The sequence below is a fragment of the Microvirga pakistanensis genome, from assembly GCF_004458765.1.
Taxonomy (GTDB): Bacteria; Pseudomonadota; Alphaproteobacteria; order Rhizobiales; family Beijerinckiaceae; genus Microvirga; species Microvirga pakistanensis.
Genome location: NZ_SPJX01000510.1, coordinates 71,209 through 87,290, shown reverse-complemented (window position 1 = coordinate 87,290; position 16,082 = coordinate 71,209). Strand labels below are relative to the sequence as shown.

The window sequence follows — 16,082 nt, the reverse complement described above, 5'->3', positions numbered from 1 at the left end:
ATGTGGACCCATGTTCACGCTGGACCGCACCACATCCCTCGAGCAGATCGTCAAGAAGAGCCGGTTCCTCGCCGTCGCCGGGCCGGTTGCGAGCGAGCAGGAGGCGAAGGCCTTCATCGCCGACCATTCCCACGCGGGTGCCAACCACAATTGCTGGGCCTGGCGGGTAGGGCAGAGCTCCCGGTCCAGTGACGACGGCGAGCCTGGCGGCACGGCCGGCAAACCGATCCTGCAGGCCCTCGACCGTCTTCAGGTCGATCGGGTCGCCATCGTCGTGAGCCGCTGGTTCGGAGGCGTTCTCCTCGGGAGCGGCGGCCTCGTCCGGGCCTATGGCGGGACTGCCGCCGCGTGCCTGCGGGCCTCGACTCTGGTGGAGATCCGCGCCGTCGATGAGGCCATCATCGTCACCACGTTTTCCGATCTCGCCCTGGTCAAGGCGCGGCTCGCGGGGTTCGAGGGAGTCCATGTCCGGAACGAGAGCTTCACGGACACGGGCGCTGTCATCACGGCGGCTCTTCCCCAGGAAGCCGTCCGGGAGATCATTCGGACGATCACCGACGTCACGAGCGGACGCGCTCGAATATCGCTGGCTTCTTGACCGGGGCAGCCCATGGACGGAGACCGGCTCGGGCGCTGCTTGTGCCGATGTTAACCTTCGCAGAAGGAAATGCCCGCCGGCAGGAGACCTTTTGTTGACTTGTCGCGTCCGTCGAACAATCCTGAGCAGCCAAAGACTGACAGAGCGATGGCGGATTGAACGTCGCCCCAAGGGCCGTTCAAGGCATGATGCCGCTCCGCCATACCGGTGCGAACCCGGTATGTTCCCCATTTTATCCATTCCGGATCAAGGAATCCGAGTACCTCGCGATGCGCCGCGAATGCTCTGGTCGATGGAGACGTGAGGCCTTCCATGCTGACGGTCTATAACTGCATCGTTTCAGAGCATGACCTGCGACTGGTCGTCCTCGCGGCTGTCGTGTGTGGACTCGCGTCGATCACGGCGATCCATCTTCTCCATCAGGTCCGCCGGTCGGATGCCTCTCGACGCCTTATGTGGCTGAGCATTGCTGCCGTCGCAACCGGCTTCGGGATCTGGTCGACGCATTTCATTGGGATGCTGGCATTCTCGCCGTCTCTGCCGGCGGGATACGATGTTCCTCTGACGATCCTGTCCCTCGTCTTCGCGGTTGCGATGACCGGCATCGGCTTCTCGATCGCTCTCCTGCCGAGGTTTGCCGGTGCGATGTGGCTGGGCGGGACCGTCGTGGGAGCGGGCATAGGCTGCATGCACTACACGGGAATGGCGGCCCTCAATGTCGCCGGCACGATCGCCTGGGATCCGATGTTCGTGGTCGCATCGATCCTGCTCGGAGCGGTGTTCGCTGCCATTGCCCTGCCGGCGGCCTTTGGAGAAGCCGCTGCGCGGAGGAGGCTCGCCGGCGCGGTACTGCTGACGCTCGCAATCTGCATCCATCATTTCACCGCCATGGCGGCTGTTGCCATCACGCCCGACAGCACTGTCGAGCCCTCGGCGCTCGCGGTTCCATCCCATTGGCTGGCGATCGGGGTTGCCGTCGGTTGTCTCGCCATTCTCCTGCTCGCTGGCGTGGCGCTGATCCTGGATTTGAGGGAGCGCCGGCGTATGGCTCTCGAGATGGAGCGGATGCGCGATCTCACCGATGCCGCCGTCGAGGGTCTCGTCCTCTGCGACGGTGAAACCGTCGTTTCGGTCAACCGGAGCTTCACCCGGCTCCTCAATGCTCATCCTGAGGATATCTGCGGACGGGCTTTGAGCTCATGGGTGCCCGATGCTGCCCTTCGTCAGGCGCTTTCCGACACCATGGGAAAGGCTGTCGAAACGGACCTGGGCGACGACCAGGGGACGCGCGTTCCGGTCGAATTGATCGCTCACCAGATCACATATAACGGCCGGCCGCACAACGTGGTGGCTTTCCGGGACCTGCGAGACCGCAGAACCGCCGAAGCGCAGATCAGGTACTTGGCGCATCACGATCCGCTGACCGGACTGGACAACCGGGCGAGCTTCGACGAGCGTTTGGATCGCGAGATAAGATTGCATCAGAGAGCCGGACAGAAATTGGCGCTGCTGTGTCTTGATCTGGATGGCTTCAAGGACGTCAACGATATCTACGGCCATGCGGCCGGAGATCAGCTGCTCCGGGACATCGCCGTCGCGTTCTCGGCGATTATAACGAAAGATTGCGTGCTGGCCCGTCTGGGCGGCGACGAGTTCGCCGTCATAGCTCCCCAGGTCGCAGACCCGGCTCAGGTCGAAGCACTGGCCGAGAAGCTCCTGATGTGCATGAGGACCATAGGTCATCGATCGAGTGCGCCGACCGGTTCCATTTCCGTCAGCATCGGCATTGCGCTGTATCCATCGGATTCTCGGGACCGCACGGGGCTTCTCTCCAACGCCGACACGGCCCTCTACCGCGCCAAGCAGGAAGGGAAGGGCATATACCGGTTCTTCGAACCCGAGATGGGTGTGCAGATCAGGGAGCGCCGCGGGATCGAGCACGATCTTCGCAACGCAATTGACAATGGCGAGTTGAGCCTGGTCTATCAGCCGCAAGCACAGGTCGCGTCCGGCACGGTTCTCGGCTTCGAAGCCCTGCTGCGCTGGAATCATCCGACCCGCGGAAGCGTGCAGCCTTCCGTCTTCATTCCGATTGCCGAACAAAGCGGAATGATCCTAACAATCGGAGAATGGGTCATGCGACAGGCTTGCCGCGAGGCGGCCGGATGGCTGCGGCCGCTGACCATCGCCGTCAATGTCTCACCGCTGCAGCTGGGCAGCGAAGGCTTCGTCGCCTTGGTCCAGGGCATCCTGAGCGAGACCGGTCTTCAACCCGAGCGGCTCGAAATCGAGATTACCGAGTCGGCTTTGATCCGGGATCCCAATCGTGCGCTGCTGGCTCTGCGGGACCTCAAGGCGATCGGCATCAACATCGCCATGGACGATTTCGGAACCGGCTATTCGTCGCTGTCCAATCTTCAGGCATTTCCGTTCGACAAGATCAAGATCGATCGATCCTTCATTCAAGCCGTTCACACGAAACCGCAGGCCGCTGCCATCGTCCGCGCGGTCCTCGGCCTCGGACGGGGACTGGGGCTACCTGTCATCGCCGAAGGAGTGGAGACGTCAGAGGAGCTGAGATTCCTCGGATTGGAAGGATGCGCCGAGGCTCAGGGCTATCTGTTCGGTCGACCGGTCCCTATCACCGAGCTGACCTCGCTCATCTTCGGCAACGTTGCCGCGAGCCAGTCATGCTGACGAGAGCCTATGATCGTATCGAGCGTGGGTCCGGTTCCTTGATCCAAAAGGAGCATACAGGCTTGACCGGCACCTTCTTACACTTAACTACCGCCGTGCCGCCTCCCGGGCGCCGCCATGGTGTTCTTCTTTTGCATCACATCTTCGGGAGGCCAGCGGTGGATGAGTTCCTTATCAACAGCCGGGCAGACTATCGTTGTCGATGAAAGTTGTAGTATTGGATCGCAGCAGATGACGGAAGATGAAATCGAGGCGGTTGCCCTGGAGCTTGCAAAAGTGGGTGGCTCCTCCTGGTATCCGGGGCGCACGAGCGGGCCTCTCTTGAGAGCTGTCAGCGAGCGTTATCGGGACAGGGCGCGTGTGGCGATCGCTGCACTCGAGCGCTTCAGAGCCGCAAAGGATGTGGTCTTGGCGGCGAACGATTCTCCGCCACAGGACAGTCTTCGGACGCGAACGGACTCGGAGCATCAGCTTCGCGCCGGCATGGTGGTCGTCTATCGCCCTCCAGGCGATCAAAGAGCGATTGCCTGCCGGATCGAGAGCATTGAAGCCGATCAGGCCTTTCTGATTCCGCTGCCCCAGCCCAAGATCGGCTGGGTGTCGTTGCAGAGCCTCCAACCTCTCGAGACGCCCGACTCCTCCGCCACAGCCAGAGATTCGGCAGAATAAACTATTCCGATTCCCGATGACCACTGTTACACGCAGCGCTACGGTTCTGAATTTCGTGGACACGCCGATGCGCTGCTATTTCCACCTCGTCAATGGTGCTGACATCATCCCGGACGACACGGGCATCGAAGTGCCGGATCTTGAGAGCGCCAGAGCCTCTGCTTTGCAGGCCATCGGCGAGTTGCGACGGGAGGCTGACGACCGCCCTCAGGATTGGGCCGGGTGGCAGCTGCAGATCGTCTGTCCTCAGGGAAATATCCTGGCTTCGATCCCTCTTCACAATTCTCTCCACTGACCGGGGAGGCGTCGGCGGAGAGAGTGAAGATCTCGGCCGCTGCCGTCTCGCGAAGTTAACCGTCCATTAACCATCGCAGGCCGATGATCGCTGCAGCCGAAAGGCAGGCGGGGAGCGCGCGGATGGACCGCCTCCTCGCCTTTTTGCCTTATGGCATCGTCAGGCCCCAGGGGAGACACGGCGTGAATGAGATCCTCAGACATCGAATTGGCGAACGGGTCGGTGCGCTCAAGATCTCCTGGCGCAAGGCTTCCCTGGATTCGGGCCTCGGACCGGGTTTCATTCAAGATATCGTAACCGGCCGGTTCGACAGGCCGTCCGAGCAGGATCTCGCAAGTCTTGCCGCAACCCTCAAGTGCAGTCCTGCCTTCCTCACGGGCGAGTCCGACGAGATCTCCGGCGCACCGGGCGACATGCCTGCGGCATCCCCCTCGGTCGCGGAAATACCCCAGCGTCCGGATGCGGTCATGGCGCTCCGGATCGTGGAGGAACTGCTCGCCGGAGGTCACGTCGAAGCGGCCCGCCTTGCGGCTCGCCGTGCTCTCAAGGCGATCGCATTGGAATAGAAACGCAGATCAGCGGCCTGGTCGTCTGTGGATTGCGTCAGATCACCGCAATCGAGGAGTTCAGAAGATCGGTCACGAGCATGTGCCCCGGCGCATGGGTGATGCAGAACTCGGGGCGAATATTGGCGATGACCGACTGGGGCGTGACGCCGCAGGCCCAGAAGACCGGAATCTCGCCCTCGCGGATCTCGACCGCATCGCCGTAATCGGGCTTGTTGATGTCGGCGATTCCGATCAGGGACGGATCGCCGAGATGCACGGGAGCGCCGTGAACCGAGGGGAAGCGGGACGTCACCTGCACGGCGCGGATCGCGTCGGCGGCCTTCAGCGGGCGCATGGACACGACGAGCGGCCCCGAGAAGGGGCCGGTCGCCACGGTGGGCACGTTCGTCCGGTACATCGGCACGTTGCAGCCCTGCTCGATGTGGCGCACCGGCAGACCATCCGCCAGCATGGCCTCCTCGAACGAGAACGAGCAGCCGATGAGGAAGGCCACCAGCTTGTCGCTCCACAGGTCGCGGATGTCGGTCGGCTCCGCCACCAGCTCGCCGTCGCGCCAGACACGGTAACGGGGGACATCGGTGCGAATGTCGATGTCCTGCCCCAGCTCCGGCAGCGACGGGTCGCCCGTCTCGGACACCGCGACGAGCGGGCATGGCTTGGGGTTGCGCTGGCAGAAGCGCAGGAAGTCGTGCGCGAGCTCCTCCGGAAGGATGGCGAGGTTGGCCTGAACATGACCCGGAGCGAGGTTCGCGGTCGGGCCGGTCAGGAGACCGGCGCGGGCATCCAGGCGGGCTTTGTAGGCGGCGCTGTTGTCGATCGTTGCGGGCATCGTCCGGTCTTTCTGGGAGGTCGTGGGTTCAAGCCGGCGTTTGCGAGCGCAGGGCTTCGACCGCCAGACCGATGCCGAGGATCCGGCGATCGCTGCCCGCAGGTCCCGCGATCATCAGGCCGACGGGAGCGCCCCCGGACGCGTGGCACGGAACGGACAGGGCGGCGCCATCCAGGAAGTTGATCAGCGTGGGGTTGCGCAGGATCAGGCCGTTGGCGGCGTAATATGCTTCGTCGCTGGCGGCGAGGTCCGCGATGGGCGGTGCGACGACCGGGACCGTCGGAAGCAGCAGCGCATCATAGCCCTCGATCCGGGCCTCCACGCCCGCCCTCCAGGCCCTGCGGGCTGCCTGCAGGTCGAGATAATCGGCCGCGGAGATGTCCTTGCCGCGCCGGATCCGAGAGACGACGCGCGGATCATAGCGGTCGCCCGCACGCTCGATCAGGTCCCGATGCCAGAACCAGGCCTCGGCGGCCGTGAATCCGCCCTTGGCGTTGATGGCCGCGAGGCCTGCGAACTCCGGCACGGCGATCTCGTCGATCCGGGCGCCGGCCGCGGAAAGCCGCGACAGCGCGGCCTCGAAGGCCTGCGCAACGTTCTTGTCCATCCCTTCGAGAGCGAGGGTTGTGGGCACGGCGAAGCGGAGCCTGCCGAGGTCGGCCGGGACCGGAAGCGGCCGCTCGTCGGCGGCCATGACCGCATCGAGAATGGCGCAGCACGCGACCGAGGGGGCGATCGCCCCGATGGAATCGAGGCTGAACGACAGCGGCAGAACGCCGGTCAGCGGAACCCTTTCGGCCGTCGGCTTGAAGCCCACGAGGCCGCACAAAGCGGCCGGGATGCGAACAGAGCCGCCGGTGTCCGATCCGATGCCCGCGACCGCCATGCCGTCGGTGACGGACACCGCCGCGCCCGACGAGGAGCCGCCCGGAATGCGCCCCGTTCCGCGGTCCCAGGGGTTGCGCGGAACGTCGTAATGCGGGTTGAGGCCGAGGCCCGAATAGGCGAACTCGGTCATGTTGGTGCGGCCCACGATCACCGCGCCCGCCGCGCGCAGGCGCTTGACCACCACGGCGTCCTCCGGGGCCGCAGGCTCGCCCGCCCGGGCGACGGATCCGGCCATCGTAACTTCACCCGCCACGTCGAACAGATCCTTGATCGAGATCGGCAGGCCCTCGATGGGCGAGCGGGCCAGGCCCGCCTTCCTCAAGGTGTCGGAGGCCTGAGCGGCGGCGCGGGCCTCATCGGCGTAAAGGCGCGTGAAGACCCGCGAGCCCTCTCCGGCCGGATCGGAGGCGCGCTTCAGCGCCTCCTCCGTCAGGGCCGATGACGTGGTGCGGCCCTCTGCGAGCGCCAGCTTCTGTTCGTTCACGGTCGAAATCATGTCTCATCCACCATCGTGGCAGGGTGCGTCGGTTCGCCGATCAGGCGACTTCCGGCAGAACCTCGATATCATAGCTGTGGCTCAACGTCCGCCCGCGGCGCGGATCGAACAGCTCCATCGTGAAGGATGGGGCTGGCCGGATGCCGCCCTTCGCGCCGACCGTGCCGCAGATCATGGCGACGCCCTCGGGAAGCGTGTCCCCACCGGCAAACCCCGAGATCAGCTCCAGCGGCGGCCGGAGCGAGGCGAGGGTGCCCTCCTGGTAGAGCACGCACTCCCCGTTCTCCTGGATGTACGAACGGATGACGAGTTCGTCCCAGTATTCCGCGACGTCGCTGTAGAGCCACGCCTCGGCCGCCACCGGCTTGGCGCAGACCTGCTTCGACAGGGCGACGCTGTGAGTCTCGAGCTTGCGGTCCGTGTGATCGGAGGCGATGCTCACGTAAAGCTCGCCGCCCGCCCGGAACACGAAGGTCTCCACCTCTCCCGAGGTCTGGTCGCCGACGACCTGGATGCGCGAGGCCTGGGTGAGCTGGTTCTCCGCCACACGGTAGTAGAGCGGGACGGAGCTCGGGCGCGGGACGCCGATGGCGAACAGCTCCTCGATGTGATGCTCGATCGCGTGCTGGTCGCGCCCGGCCCATCCTGCGACGACGAGGGACGAAACCTCGGCGTCGATCGTGCGGGAGCCCGATGGGCTTTCGGCTTTGAAGGACAGTTTCATGGTCAATCCATTGCTTTGAAAAACGGCGGTTGAGTGCGGGCGGCTAGCTGAAGACGCTCGGGAGCCACAGGGCCAAGCCCGGGAAGAACGACAGCAGGGCGAGCAGGATGAACATCGCCAGCACGAAGGGCAGCGCCCCCGTGATGACGGCGCTCATCGAGCCGCTCTTGCGCAGGCTCTGCACGACGAAGAGGTTGAGCCCCACGGGCGGCGTGATCAGGGCAGCCTCCACTAGGACGATGATGATGATGCCGAGCCAGATCGGATCGTAGCCGAGGGCGAACATGATCGGGGCGACGATCGGAATCGTCGTGATCATCATGGAGAGCGTCTCCATGAAGCAGCCGAGCACCAGATAGAAGACGATGATGATCAGCAGCATCCATCCGGGCGAAAGTCCCAGGCCCGTGATCGAGCTGGTGATCGCGTCCGTGAGGCCCGTGGCCGACATGATGAAGTTCAGGAAGGCCGCGCCGATGACGATCAGCATGATCATCGCGGTGGACCGCATCGTCCCCTCGACCGATTCCCGCAGCATCGTCCAGGTCAGGCGGCGGAACCATGCCGCGAGGATGAGGGCGCCCAACACGCCGAGAGCGGCGGCTTCCGTCGGCGTGGCGAGGCCGGCATAGATCGAGCCCACGACGAGGAAGAAGATGCCGAGCGGCGGCGCAAGATGGATCAGGCTCTTGAGCCGCTCGGCCCAGGTGGCGTGAATCTTGTGCCCACCCCAGGACGGCTTGGCGATGCAGCTGACCATGATCACCACCATGAACAGGCCCGCCATCATGAAGCCGGGAATGATGCCCGCGAGATAGAGCTTGGGAACGGAGGAGTTGGTGAGCACGCCGTAGATCACGAGATTGATCGAGGGCGGAATGAGAATGCCGAGCGTGCCGCCGGCCGCGAGGCTGCCGAGGAAGAGCGGCTCGTTGTAGCCGTAGCGCTTGATCTGCGGGATCGCGACGGTGCCGACCGTCGCGGCGGTGGCGACGCTCGACCCGGAGGTTGCGGAGAACAGGGTCGACGCGCCGATATTGGCGTGCATCAGCCCGCCGGGCAGCCAGGAGAGCCACAGGCTCATGGCGCTGTACATCCGCTCGGCGAAGCCGGCGCGCAGCAGAACCTCTCCCAGGAGAATGAAGAGAGGCACGGCCACCATCAGGAATTCGTTGTTCGTGCTCCACGCCAGCTCTCCGACGGCGCGGGTCAGGGGCAGCATGGAATACAGCGGATCCAGAATCAGTCCGAGCACGCCGAGTGCCGCGCCGACAGGAATGCTCAGCCCGATCAGGACGAGCAGGAGGATGAGTGCAGTGGCTACCATGACGCTTTAACCCTTCACCATGCGCTCGCCGGCGGCGGCTTCTTCTTCGGCTTCTTCCTGGCTCGAGCGGACGCCTGCGATCTCCTTGAGATCGTCGATCCGGCCCGTGACCAGGGCGGCGGAGGCGCGCACCAGCATGAGCGCCAGAACCAGGCACATCCAGATCAGGCCCAGAAGCCACAGCCCCTGCGGAATCCAAAGGGGCGTCGCCAGGGGCGTGTTGGCGGCGGAGTTCTGCGCCCAGGAGGTGGCGGCGACGTCGTAGGCATAGAAGGTCAGCACCACAAGGAAGACGCCGAGCGCCACGAGGGAGAGCCAGTCGAGGACGGCCGACACGCGAACGGGCAGATATTGGTAGATCACATCGACGCGAACATTCGCGCGCTGGAGCGTCGCGAAGGCGAGCGCCCAGGACGTGCTGATCGCGAAGGCGTAGCTCGACAGCTCGTCGGCACCGCCGGTGCTGAAGCCGAAGAACTTTCGCACGAGAACGTCGAAGGAGATCAGCAGCACGCTGCCGATCGTCAACGCGCCGCCGAACCATACGGCCCAGCGCGACATGTGTTCGGCTGCACGAAGAAGGCTGCCGAGGAGGGAAGGTCGTATGGTGGGTGCCATGGGAAACCCTTGGGAGATGCCATCGTCGGCGCGCGTCGCGCCGCATTGGATCGGAGTCCGGGCGGCCGGACGGCCGACGAGGGCGCGTCGAACCCATGATGAGTCCGACGCGCCCGTTCGTTTACTTGGAGACCGTGACGTTCAGCGTCTTGCCGATCGTGTCGTTGAAGCTCTTCACGCAATCGGCCGAGCAGCGCGCCGCCCATTTCGGCAGGATGGATTCCTGCAGGGCCTTCTTCAGAAGCGCGCGATCGGCGTCGGACGGCTGAACCAGCTTCATCTTGCCCTTGACCGGCAGGGTGCAGGATTCCGCGCCCGTGTTGCAGTCGTAGCCCTGCTTGGTCTGCTCGTCGGCGGCCTTCCAGATATCGTCCATCAGGGTCTTGACGTTGGTCTGGATGAACTCCTGAACCTTCGGGTCGAGCTTGTCCCATGTGGCCTGATTGACCGCGTGGATCTGCTGGTTCCAGTTGATCGGCAGCGCGTAGAGGTGGGTCGACACCTCGTACCACTTGGCCGAGTAGCCCGACAGCGAGCCGGTGATGGCGCAGTCGACGACCTTGTTCTGCAGGGCCGGCACCACCTCGCCGAAGGCCATCGTCACGCTCGAGCCGCCGAAGGCTTCCACGAACTCGGCCTGGGTGCGGCTGCTGGTGCGCACCTTCTTGCCCTTCAGGTCGGCAAGGCCGTTCACCTCTGCGTTGCAGAACAGCACCTGCGCCGGATAGGTGGAGATGCCCAGAAGCTTGACCTTCGAGCCTTCGCCGTAAAACTTCGCATAGACCGGCTCGAAGGCCGCGGTGACGTCGCGCGCGGTCTTCACGTCGGGCGCCAGGCCCGCGAGGTCGATGGCCTCGTTGATCGGGTTGTCGCTGGCGAAGTAGGACAGCGTCGCCGTGCCGAACGGGATGACGCCCTGCGACATCAGGCGGAGGATTTCAGGCCCTTTCAGGCCCATCTCGTTGAAGCCCTTGATCTCGGCCGTGACCTGCCCGTTCGAGCGCTCGGGGATCGTCTTCGTCCAGAACGGCTTCTCGAAGTCGTTGTAGGCGGTGAGGTTGCTGAGGCCTCCGACGATCTTGAGCTGGGTCTTCGGCAGTTCCTGAGCCAGTGCGGCGCCCGACAGGGTGAGCAGGGCCGCCGCTCCGGCGGCATAAATCATTCTTTTCATGATGTGTCATCCTCTGGTTCGGTTTTGCTGCTGAGTGAAGACACATGCAGGTCGAGCGAAGCGTCTCTCCCGTCTCCGTTTTTCAGAGACTTCGGACGATCACCGAGGGAGCGGTGTCGCGATATCGCGCCTTATCGATTTGGACCTGGCCGTCGTTCCTCAGCCTGAGCGCATTGCATCCTAGGAACCTTTAGCTTGTCTATTCGAATGTTTTGATAAGGGGTATAAACCCTACTTATACCCTCGCGGCGCCCGGCCGCCGGTTCGCGCTGCGACCTCCTGCGCGAGAACGGCGATCGAACGCATCGAGCGACTTTCAAGGCCATCGATCCAGCTCGCAGTAAAGCTCAGATCCGGAAGTGGGTCGCTTTCCACATCGAGGATCTGCAGTGCCCCGGAAGCAAGCTCCCGATCAAGGAACACCGGGGTGATCGCGGCGGTTCCGATCCCGTCGAGCGCCATGCGCACGATCATTGAAACGGATGCGCTGCCATACATCCGGGGCGTCCTCACGCCTGCGCGCATGAGCATGTCGCGCACCACGCGATAGGGACTGCTGCTGGACGGGAACGTGATGATCGGCCACTCCGCAATCTGTTCCAGTGTCACGCGCGACATCCCGAGCTGCAGCGTCGGGCTTGCGACCCATGAGAGGGAATAGGTGCAGAGCGGCAGGTTCCCGACGCGCTCCTCCAGGACGGGCCCCATCAGGAACGCGATGTCGATCTGCCGGGACATCAGATGAGAGCGAAGGACGTGCGTGCTGTCCACTTCGATCTCCAGGACGAGCGCCGGATAGGCCCGATGCACCTCCTCGATGAATGTGGACAGCCAGGTCTGCACGATCGTCTCCGCGACGCCGATCCGGATCGTGCCGCTCATCACGGTCTGGTCCTGGGCGGCTTTCAGCATGTCGCGGCGCGTCTGCATCATGCGCTCGGCATGCGAGAGCATTTCCTGTCCTTTGGCGGTCAGCGTCACGCCGCGCGCGTCCCGCTCGAACAGGCGCACGCCGAGCGCGGCCTCCAGGGAGGCGATCCGCTGGGACACGGCGGGCTGCGTCGTTCCGAGTTTCTCGGAGGCCGCCCTCAGGCTGCCGAGGGCCGCCGCCCAGAAGAATGTTTCAATGTTTCTGAAGTCGATCATCGGCTGTCGGGGTGATCCTGCACCGTGCGGACACCATAGCTGGAGTCACGGCAGGCTGCGATACGCTCGATGTCCGCTGCTCGCCCGGCCGACATCAGGCGCCTACGCGGTTGAGCCGGCGCCAGCGCCGCGCCGCAACCAGCGACGCGTTCCATCCGATACTCACCCCGAGCGCCAGCATCAGCGCCACGGCGGTTCCGAGCGGCACCGCGCACAGGTGCAGCAGGCTCAAGGCGCCCACGAAGCCGATCATGCCCGGCACCCCATTGGCCACGACGGATGCCGCCGCCAGGCCGCCCACCCGCGGGTGCAGGATGAGAGCGAGGCTCACGAGGACGACGGGCGCCAACGCGGCGACGGCCGCAATCGAGGGGCCGAGCGTTCTGCCCGCGACGACCGTCACGCCGACCACGCTCATGACGAGGGCGGCCCGGAAGGGGATGTCCCATGCCCGCTTCTTCGCAGACGCCGGCACCGACACCGCCGAGAATCTTCGCGCGAGCGGGATGGCGAGAGCATAGACGGCCACGTTCAGGGCAAGCGCGCCCCCGAGAGACCAGTCGCTCTTCAGGATGATCCCGATCGAGAGGGCCCAGACCGCCAAGGCGGAGCCGACGCTCGCAAGAACGCCGAGCCTCTGTGCGGCGGCGGCATAGACCATCATGTAGATCACGGTCGCGGCGGAAACCGTCAGGCCCGCCAGGGCGCTCGTCGCGATGAAGCCGGCATCATGGTCGAGGGCCAGGAACGCATAGGCTGGGCCCGCCGAGATGGGCAGCGTCGCGATCATGGCGCCGAGGAACGGACCGCTCCTCTCCACGACCACGGAAGCGGCAACGACAATGGCCGCGCTCGTCAGCATCTTCATGACGAGCGGGCCCCAGAAAGAAACGTCCAAGATTGGCGACCTTTGAAGAACCGACCTGCGAGCGGGAAGATGTCGTTAAACCGGCATGGCCGCCCATGGCAATCGGAACATGACGCGATCGGATCGGTGTTCCCAAGGCAGAGCGCAAAGCGAAGGTGTCTTGCGGCGTGCCGGAGACGGGCGCGTCAGTATGTCCGCCCGGGCCGGTCCGGATTCCACGATGGCGAATCGTCGTAGGGCGGCATCTCCTCGTCGTACCGGCTGCGCGGTGGGCGGCGGAACTCGGAGGAGGGCGGCGACGGCTCGGATGCCCGGGGATCCGCGGCACGGTCGAGCAGGGCCAAGGTCCCGCGCAGCACGGATTGGGCCGCAGCGACAGCGGCATCGGCGATGTCGCGAAGGCGGAGGTCTCCCAAGCGAGGCTCGTCCTCCGGCATGCGGCGATGCTGATCGTAGGGCTGGCCGTGATCCGCACGGGAGGGGCTCGAAAGATCGCCCGGCAGGATGTCCGTGAAGACGCCCGCGCCTGCGAGGATCACGATCAGAACGACCGGGACGACGAGCCGGAACGCGAGGCCGACCACCTTGGTGATGACGACGTAACCGATGATGAGGAGGATTGCAGCGGTGATGATGCCCATGGCCTGAGTCTGTCTGATTCCTGTCGAAGCGTCGGGGAGGACGCATCCACGCCATCGACGGCCATTTTGTGTCCTGCGCGATCCGGAGGGGACGCCGCAATCCTCCGCCGATGCTAGCCTTGGCCCATGATGGGAGTTGATTGTACGATCATGCCGGCGGGATGATGCCGCACAAGCCGTGATGAAAAGGAAGTGAACCATGTCGCGATCGCCAGGAGGGCGCCGCCCGTCCGATCCGTTCAAGGCAGCCGAGGCCGCCTTCAAGAAGGTGACCACGAAGCCGGTCGAGGGTCCCGCCCGGGCACCCGCGATCCCGGGCGTGAAGGAGACCGTCACCCTGCGCATCGACCAGGAGGTGCTCGAATTCTTCCAGCAGGACGGTCCCGGCTGGCAGGACCGCATCAATGCCGCCCTTCGCAAGGCCGCCGGCAAGCCGGAGTGAGCCCTTTCGATTGCGGGTGCCCTGCCGATTGCCGAGCTTCGGCGGTGCTCCATAATGGTCCTTCCCCGTTCCTCCATCCGCTTCCGACATGACCACTGAGCTGACCCTTCTCGCCTGGACCCTCGTCCTTGCCCTTGTTCAGGTTCTCCTGCCCGCGACGCTGCGCACGGGCGAGACGGGCGTGAGCTACAACGCCAGCGCGCGCGACAACGAGGGGCCGCCGGTCGGAAAGGTCACGGGTCGCCTTCGGCGGGCTCAAGCCAATCTCTTCGAGACGCTGCCTGTCATCGCGGCCGCCATCCTCATCGCTCACGTGGCGGGGCGCAACGGGGCGCTGACCTGGTGGGGGGCGATGCTCTATTTCTGGGCGCGCGTCGTCTATGTGCCGCTCTATGCTCTCGGCATTCCCTATGTCAGGTCGCTCGTGTGGCTCGTGTCCCTCACCGGAACGATCCTGATTCTGGTTGCTGTCCTGCTTCCGGCGGCCTGACGCAAGAGGGCGGCGGCAGGCACGGCCGCCGCATCGCGCCGGGCTGCGGCCGGTGGCCTCGCCGGTTCCGATCGGGGCTCAGGCGTCGCCCGCCAGTCTCTGCCTGACCCAGGCCTCGGCGTCCTCGAGGGCGGTGAAGGCCGGGGGTGCAATGCGCGCCTCGCACCGGCCGAACCCCGCCTCCAGGTGCCAGTGGCCCTTGTGCTCAGTTGCATGGGCCTGTCCGTCAAGCCGCACGATCACGGCGGCGAGCTGATCGTCCGCAAAGATCAGGCGGCCCTCGCTCTCATGGCCGTCGATGAGCACCTTGACCGGCTGGAGTGTGATGTCGAACGGCATGAGGCGCTGCACGGCTGCAGGCGGGAGCACATGTCTCTCAGCCGCCAGCGCCTGGGAAACCCGTGCCGACGATCAAAGATAACGGCCAGCCTGCGCATCGGCTCGGCACAATCGCGGCGCGGCGTCGTTATTGCTCTGTCGCCTGTCGGTCAGAGCCGCTCTTGCGGCAACTGTCAGGACCCAAAGAATGGCCGCTGGTCTCCACTCGCCTCAGACCCTGATGATCCGCAAACTGGAGAGCATCTTTCCCCTCTCCGACGCGGAGAAGTAGGCGCTCCAGGGCGTGCCGGTGCAGGTCAGGATCCTCCAGGCCGACGAGGACATCGTGCGCATCGGCGACCGTCCGTCCCAGTGCTGCCTGCTGCTGGAGGGCTTTACCTGCGTGTACAAGATGACCGCCGGGGGCAAGCGCCAGATCATGGCCGTGCATGTGCCCGGCGACATCCCCGATCTGCAAAGCCTGCACCTGAAGGTGCTGGACACCAGCGTCGCCACCCTTTACCCCTGCACGGTCGGATTCATCCCGCACGAGGATCTGCGCCGGGTGTGCGAGCGCCATCCCCGCATCACCGCCGCGTTCTGGCGCGAGACCCTGGTGGACGCGTCGATCTTCCGGGAATAGCTGCTCAACATCGGACGGCGCGAGGCCTACACCTGGCTGGCTCATCTTCTCTGCGAGTTCCTGGCGCGGCTGAAGGCCGTCGGCTTGACCCGGGACAACCGCTTCGAACTGCCCATCACCCAGGCCGAGCTGGCGGACGCCATCGGCACGAGCACGGTTCATGTCAACCGGGTTCTCCAGGTGCTGCGGGCCGACGGCCTGATCCAAACCAAGGGAACGCAGATCACCGTTCCGGATTGGGCGAGGCTGCAGGAGGCGGGCGAGTTCGACCCGCTCCACCTTCACTTGAAGGAGGACGAAGCCGCATGAGCCTGACCCTTCAACCCGTGCGGGTGAACACCGGCTTCGAGGAAGAAGGTGTGCTGGTGTTCGACGAGCAGCAGCGGCTGGTGGCCGTGCTGGTCCGTCTCTCCGACGGGAACGAGGTGGCTCCGGGACAGTGGTTCCTCGAGGTCGCTCTCGGCCCGCTGAGCGGAATGAGCGAAGCCGCCTTTGCCAATCTGGATGCGGCACAGGAATGGATCGGTCAGCGCCTTGCTTGCCGGGTTCGGCGCGAGTGATGAAGCCCCGATGGGCCTTCGATTCCGCTTCTCACGCCGATGCTCTCGTCGCCGCCTTCTTATGCCGCATAGTCGACCGCGAACCGGAGCCCC

General features: G+C 64.9%; 20 protein-coding genes. 10 read left to right on the top strand and 10 right to left on the bottom strand.

Going from position 1 to position 16,082, the window contains the following annotated elements; genetic code table 11:
• Positions 1 to 10: 10 nt before the first annotated feature.
• From E4K09_RS22865 to E4K09_RS22845, 5 genes are all read left to right on the top strand, one after another.
• The gene (locus E4K09_RS22865; protein WP_134499996.1) at positions 11 to 598 is read left to right on the top strand and encodes an IMPACT family protein; all 588 of its coding nucleotides are present in this window, start codon (positions 11 to 13) and stop codon (positions 596 to 598) included.
• Positions 599 to 910: 312 nt separating this feature from the next.
• Positions 911 to 3,295, top strand: a complete 2,385-nt coding sequence (locus E4K09_RS22860; protein WP_134499995.1) for a bifunctional diguanylate cyclase/phosphodiesterase — start codon at positions 911 to 913, stop codon at positions 3,293 to 3,295.
• Positions 3,296 to 3,526: 231 nt separating this feature from the next.
• Entirely contained in the window at positions 3,527 to 3,964 is a 438-nt protein-coding gene (locus tag E4K09_RS22855) for a hypothetical protein (RefSeq protein ID WP_134499994.1), read from the top strand.
• 16 nt (positions 3,965 to 3,980) lie between these two features.
• Positions 3,981 to 4,259: a DUF6894 family protein gene (locus tag E4K09_RS22850; protein ID WP_244610645.1), complete on the top strand. Its 279-nt coding sequence runs from the start codon at positions 3,981 to 3,983 to the stop codon at positions 4,257 to 4,259.
• 182 nt (positions 4,260 to 4,441) lie between these two features.
• Positions 4,442 to 4,825, top strand: a complete 384-nt coding sequence (locus E4K09_RS22845; protein ID WP_134499993.1) for a helix-turn-helix domain-containing protein — start codon at positions 4,442 to 4,444, stop codon at positions 4,823 to 4,825.
• A 37-nt stretch (positions 4,826 to 4,862) separates the two neighbouring features.
• Here E4K09_RS22845 and E4K09_RS22840 read toward each other — a convergent pair whose 3' ends face one another.
• From E4K09_RS22840 to E4K09_RS22800, 9 genes are all read right to left on the bottom strand, one after another.
• Positions 4,863 to 5,657: a putative hydro-lyase gene (locus E4K09_RS22840; protein ID WP_134499992.1), complete on the bottom strand. Its 795-nt coding sequence runs from the start codon at positions 5,655 to 5,657 to the stop codon at positions 4,863 to 4,865.
• 28 nt (positions 5,658 to 5,685) lie between these two features.
• Positions 5,686 to 7,041 carry an amidase gene (locus tag E4K09_RS22835; protein WP_134499991.1) on the bottom strand — a complete coding sequence of 452 codons (1,356 nt, stop codon included), beginning with the start codon at positions 7,039 to 7,041 and terminating at the stop codon, positions 5,686 to 5,688.
• 40 nt (positions 7,042 to 7,081) lie between these two features.
• Complete coding sequence (locus E4K09_RS22830; protein WP_134499990.1) at positions 7,082 to 7,765, bottom strand: DUF2848 domain-containing protein; 684 nt, start codon at positions 7,763 to 7,765, stop codon at positions 7,082 to 7,084.
• Positions 7,766 to 7,808: 43 nt separating this feature from the next.
• A complete protein-coding gene (locus E4K09_RS22825) occupies positions 7,809 to 9,092 on the bottom strand; it encodes a TRAP transporter large permease (protein WP_134499989.1) in 1,284 nt (427 codons plus the stop codon).
• Positions 9,093 to 9,098: 6 nt separating this feature from the next.
• Positions 9,099 to 9,653: a TRAP transporter small permease subunit gene (locus E4K09_RS22820; RefSeq protein WP_244610644.1), complete on the bottom strand. Its 555-nt coding sequence runs from the start codon at positions 9,651 to 9,653 to the stop codon at positions 9,099 to 9,101.
• A gap of 178 nt (positions 9,654 to 9,831) precedes the next feature.
• On the bottom strand, positions 9,832 to 10,881 hold the full coding sequence (locus E4K09_RS22815; RefSeq protein ID WP_134499987.1) for a TRAP transporter substrate-binding protein: 1,050 nt from the start codon (positions 10,879 to 10,881) through the stop codon (positions 9,832 to 9,834).
• A 231-nt stretch (positions 10,882 to 11,112) separates the two neighbouring features.
• Positions 11,113 to 12,027 (bottom strand): LysR family transcriptional regulator, encoded by a 915-nt coding sequence (locus E4K09_RS22810; RefSeq protein WP_134499986.1) that lies wholly within the window; start codon positions 12,025 to 12,027, stop codon positions 11,113 to 11,115.
• 94 nt (positions 12,028 to 12,121) lie between these two features.
• Positions 12,122 to 12,925 (bottom strand): hypothetical protein, encoded by an 804-nt coding sequence (locus E4K09_RS22805; protein WP_134499985.1) that lies wholly within the window; start codon positions 12,923 to 12,925, stop codon positions 12,122 to 12,124.
• 155 nt (positions 12,926 to 13,080) lie between these two features.
• Positions 13,081 to 13,536 (bottom strand): hypothetical protein, encoded by a 456-nt coding sequence (locus E4K09_RS22800; RefSeq protein ID WP_134499984.1) that lies wholly within the window; start codon positions 13,534 to 13,536, stop codon positions 13,081 to 13,083.
• A gap of 199 nt (positions 13,537 to 13,735) precedes the next feature.
• Between E4K09_RS22800 and E4K09_RS22795 the strand changes: the two genes are divergently transcribed.
• Complete coding sequence (locus E4K09_RS22795) at positions 13,736 to 13,978, top strand: BrnA antitoxin family protein (protein WP_134499983.1); 243 nt, start codon at positions 13,736 to 13,738, stop codon at positions 13,976 to 13,978.
• Positions 13,979 to 14,066: 88 nt separating this feature from the next.
• On the top strand, positions 14,067 to 14,468 hold the full coding sequence (locus E4K09_RS22790) for an MAPEG family protein (protein WP_134499982.1): 402 nt from the start codon (positions 14,067 to 14,069) through the stop codon (positions 14,466 to 14,468).
• 78 nt (positions 14,469 to 14,546) lie between these two features.
• Here E4K09_RS22790 and E4K09_RS22785 read toward each other — a convergent pair whose 3' ends face one another.
• Positions 14,547 to 14,837: a hypothetical protein gene (locus E4K09_RS22785; RefSeq protein ID WP_134499981.1), complete on the bottom strand. Its 291-nt coding sequence runs from the start codon at positions 14,835 to 14,837 to the stop codon at positions 14,547 to 14,549.
• Positions 14,838 to 15,090: 253 nt separating this feature from the next.
• Between E4K09_RS22785 and E4K09_RS30890 the strand changes: the two genes are divergently transcribed.
• From E4K09_RS30890 to E4K09_RS22775, 3 genes are read left to right on the top strand one after another with little or no spacing between them, the layout of a single operon-like run.
• Complete coding sequence (locus tag E4K09_RS30890) at positions 15,091 to 15,429, top strand: Crp/Fnr family transcriptional regulator (RefSeq protein WP_342211368.1); 339 nt, start codon at positions 15,091 to 15,093, stop codon at positions 15,427 to 15,429.
• On the top strand, positions 15,430 to 15,738 hold the full coding sequence (locus E4K09_RS30885; RefSeq protein WP_342211370.1) for a helix-turn-helix domain-containing protein: 309 nt from the start codon (positions 15,430 to 15,432) through the stop codon (positions 15,736 to 15,738).
• A complete protein-coding gene (locus tag E4K09_RS22775; protein WP_134499980.1) occupies positions 15,735 to 15,989 on the top strand; it encodes a hypothetical protein in 255 nt (84 codons plus the stop codon). The genes E4K09_RS30885 and E4K09_RS22775 overlap by 4 nt, the downstream gene beginning before the upstream one ends.
• Positions 15,990 to 16,082 lie beyond the last annotated feature (93 nt).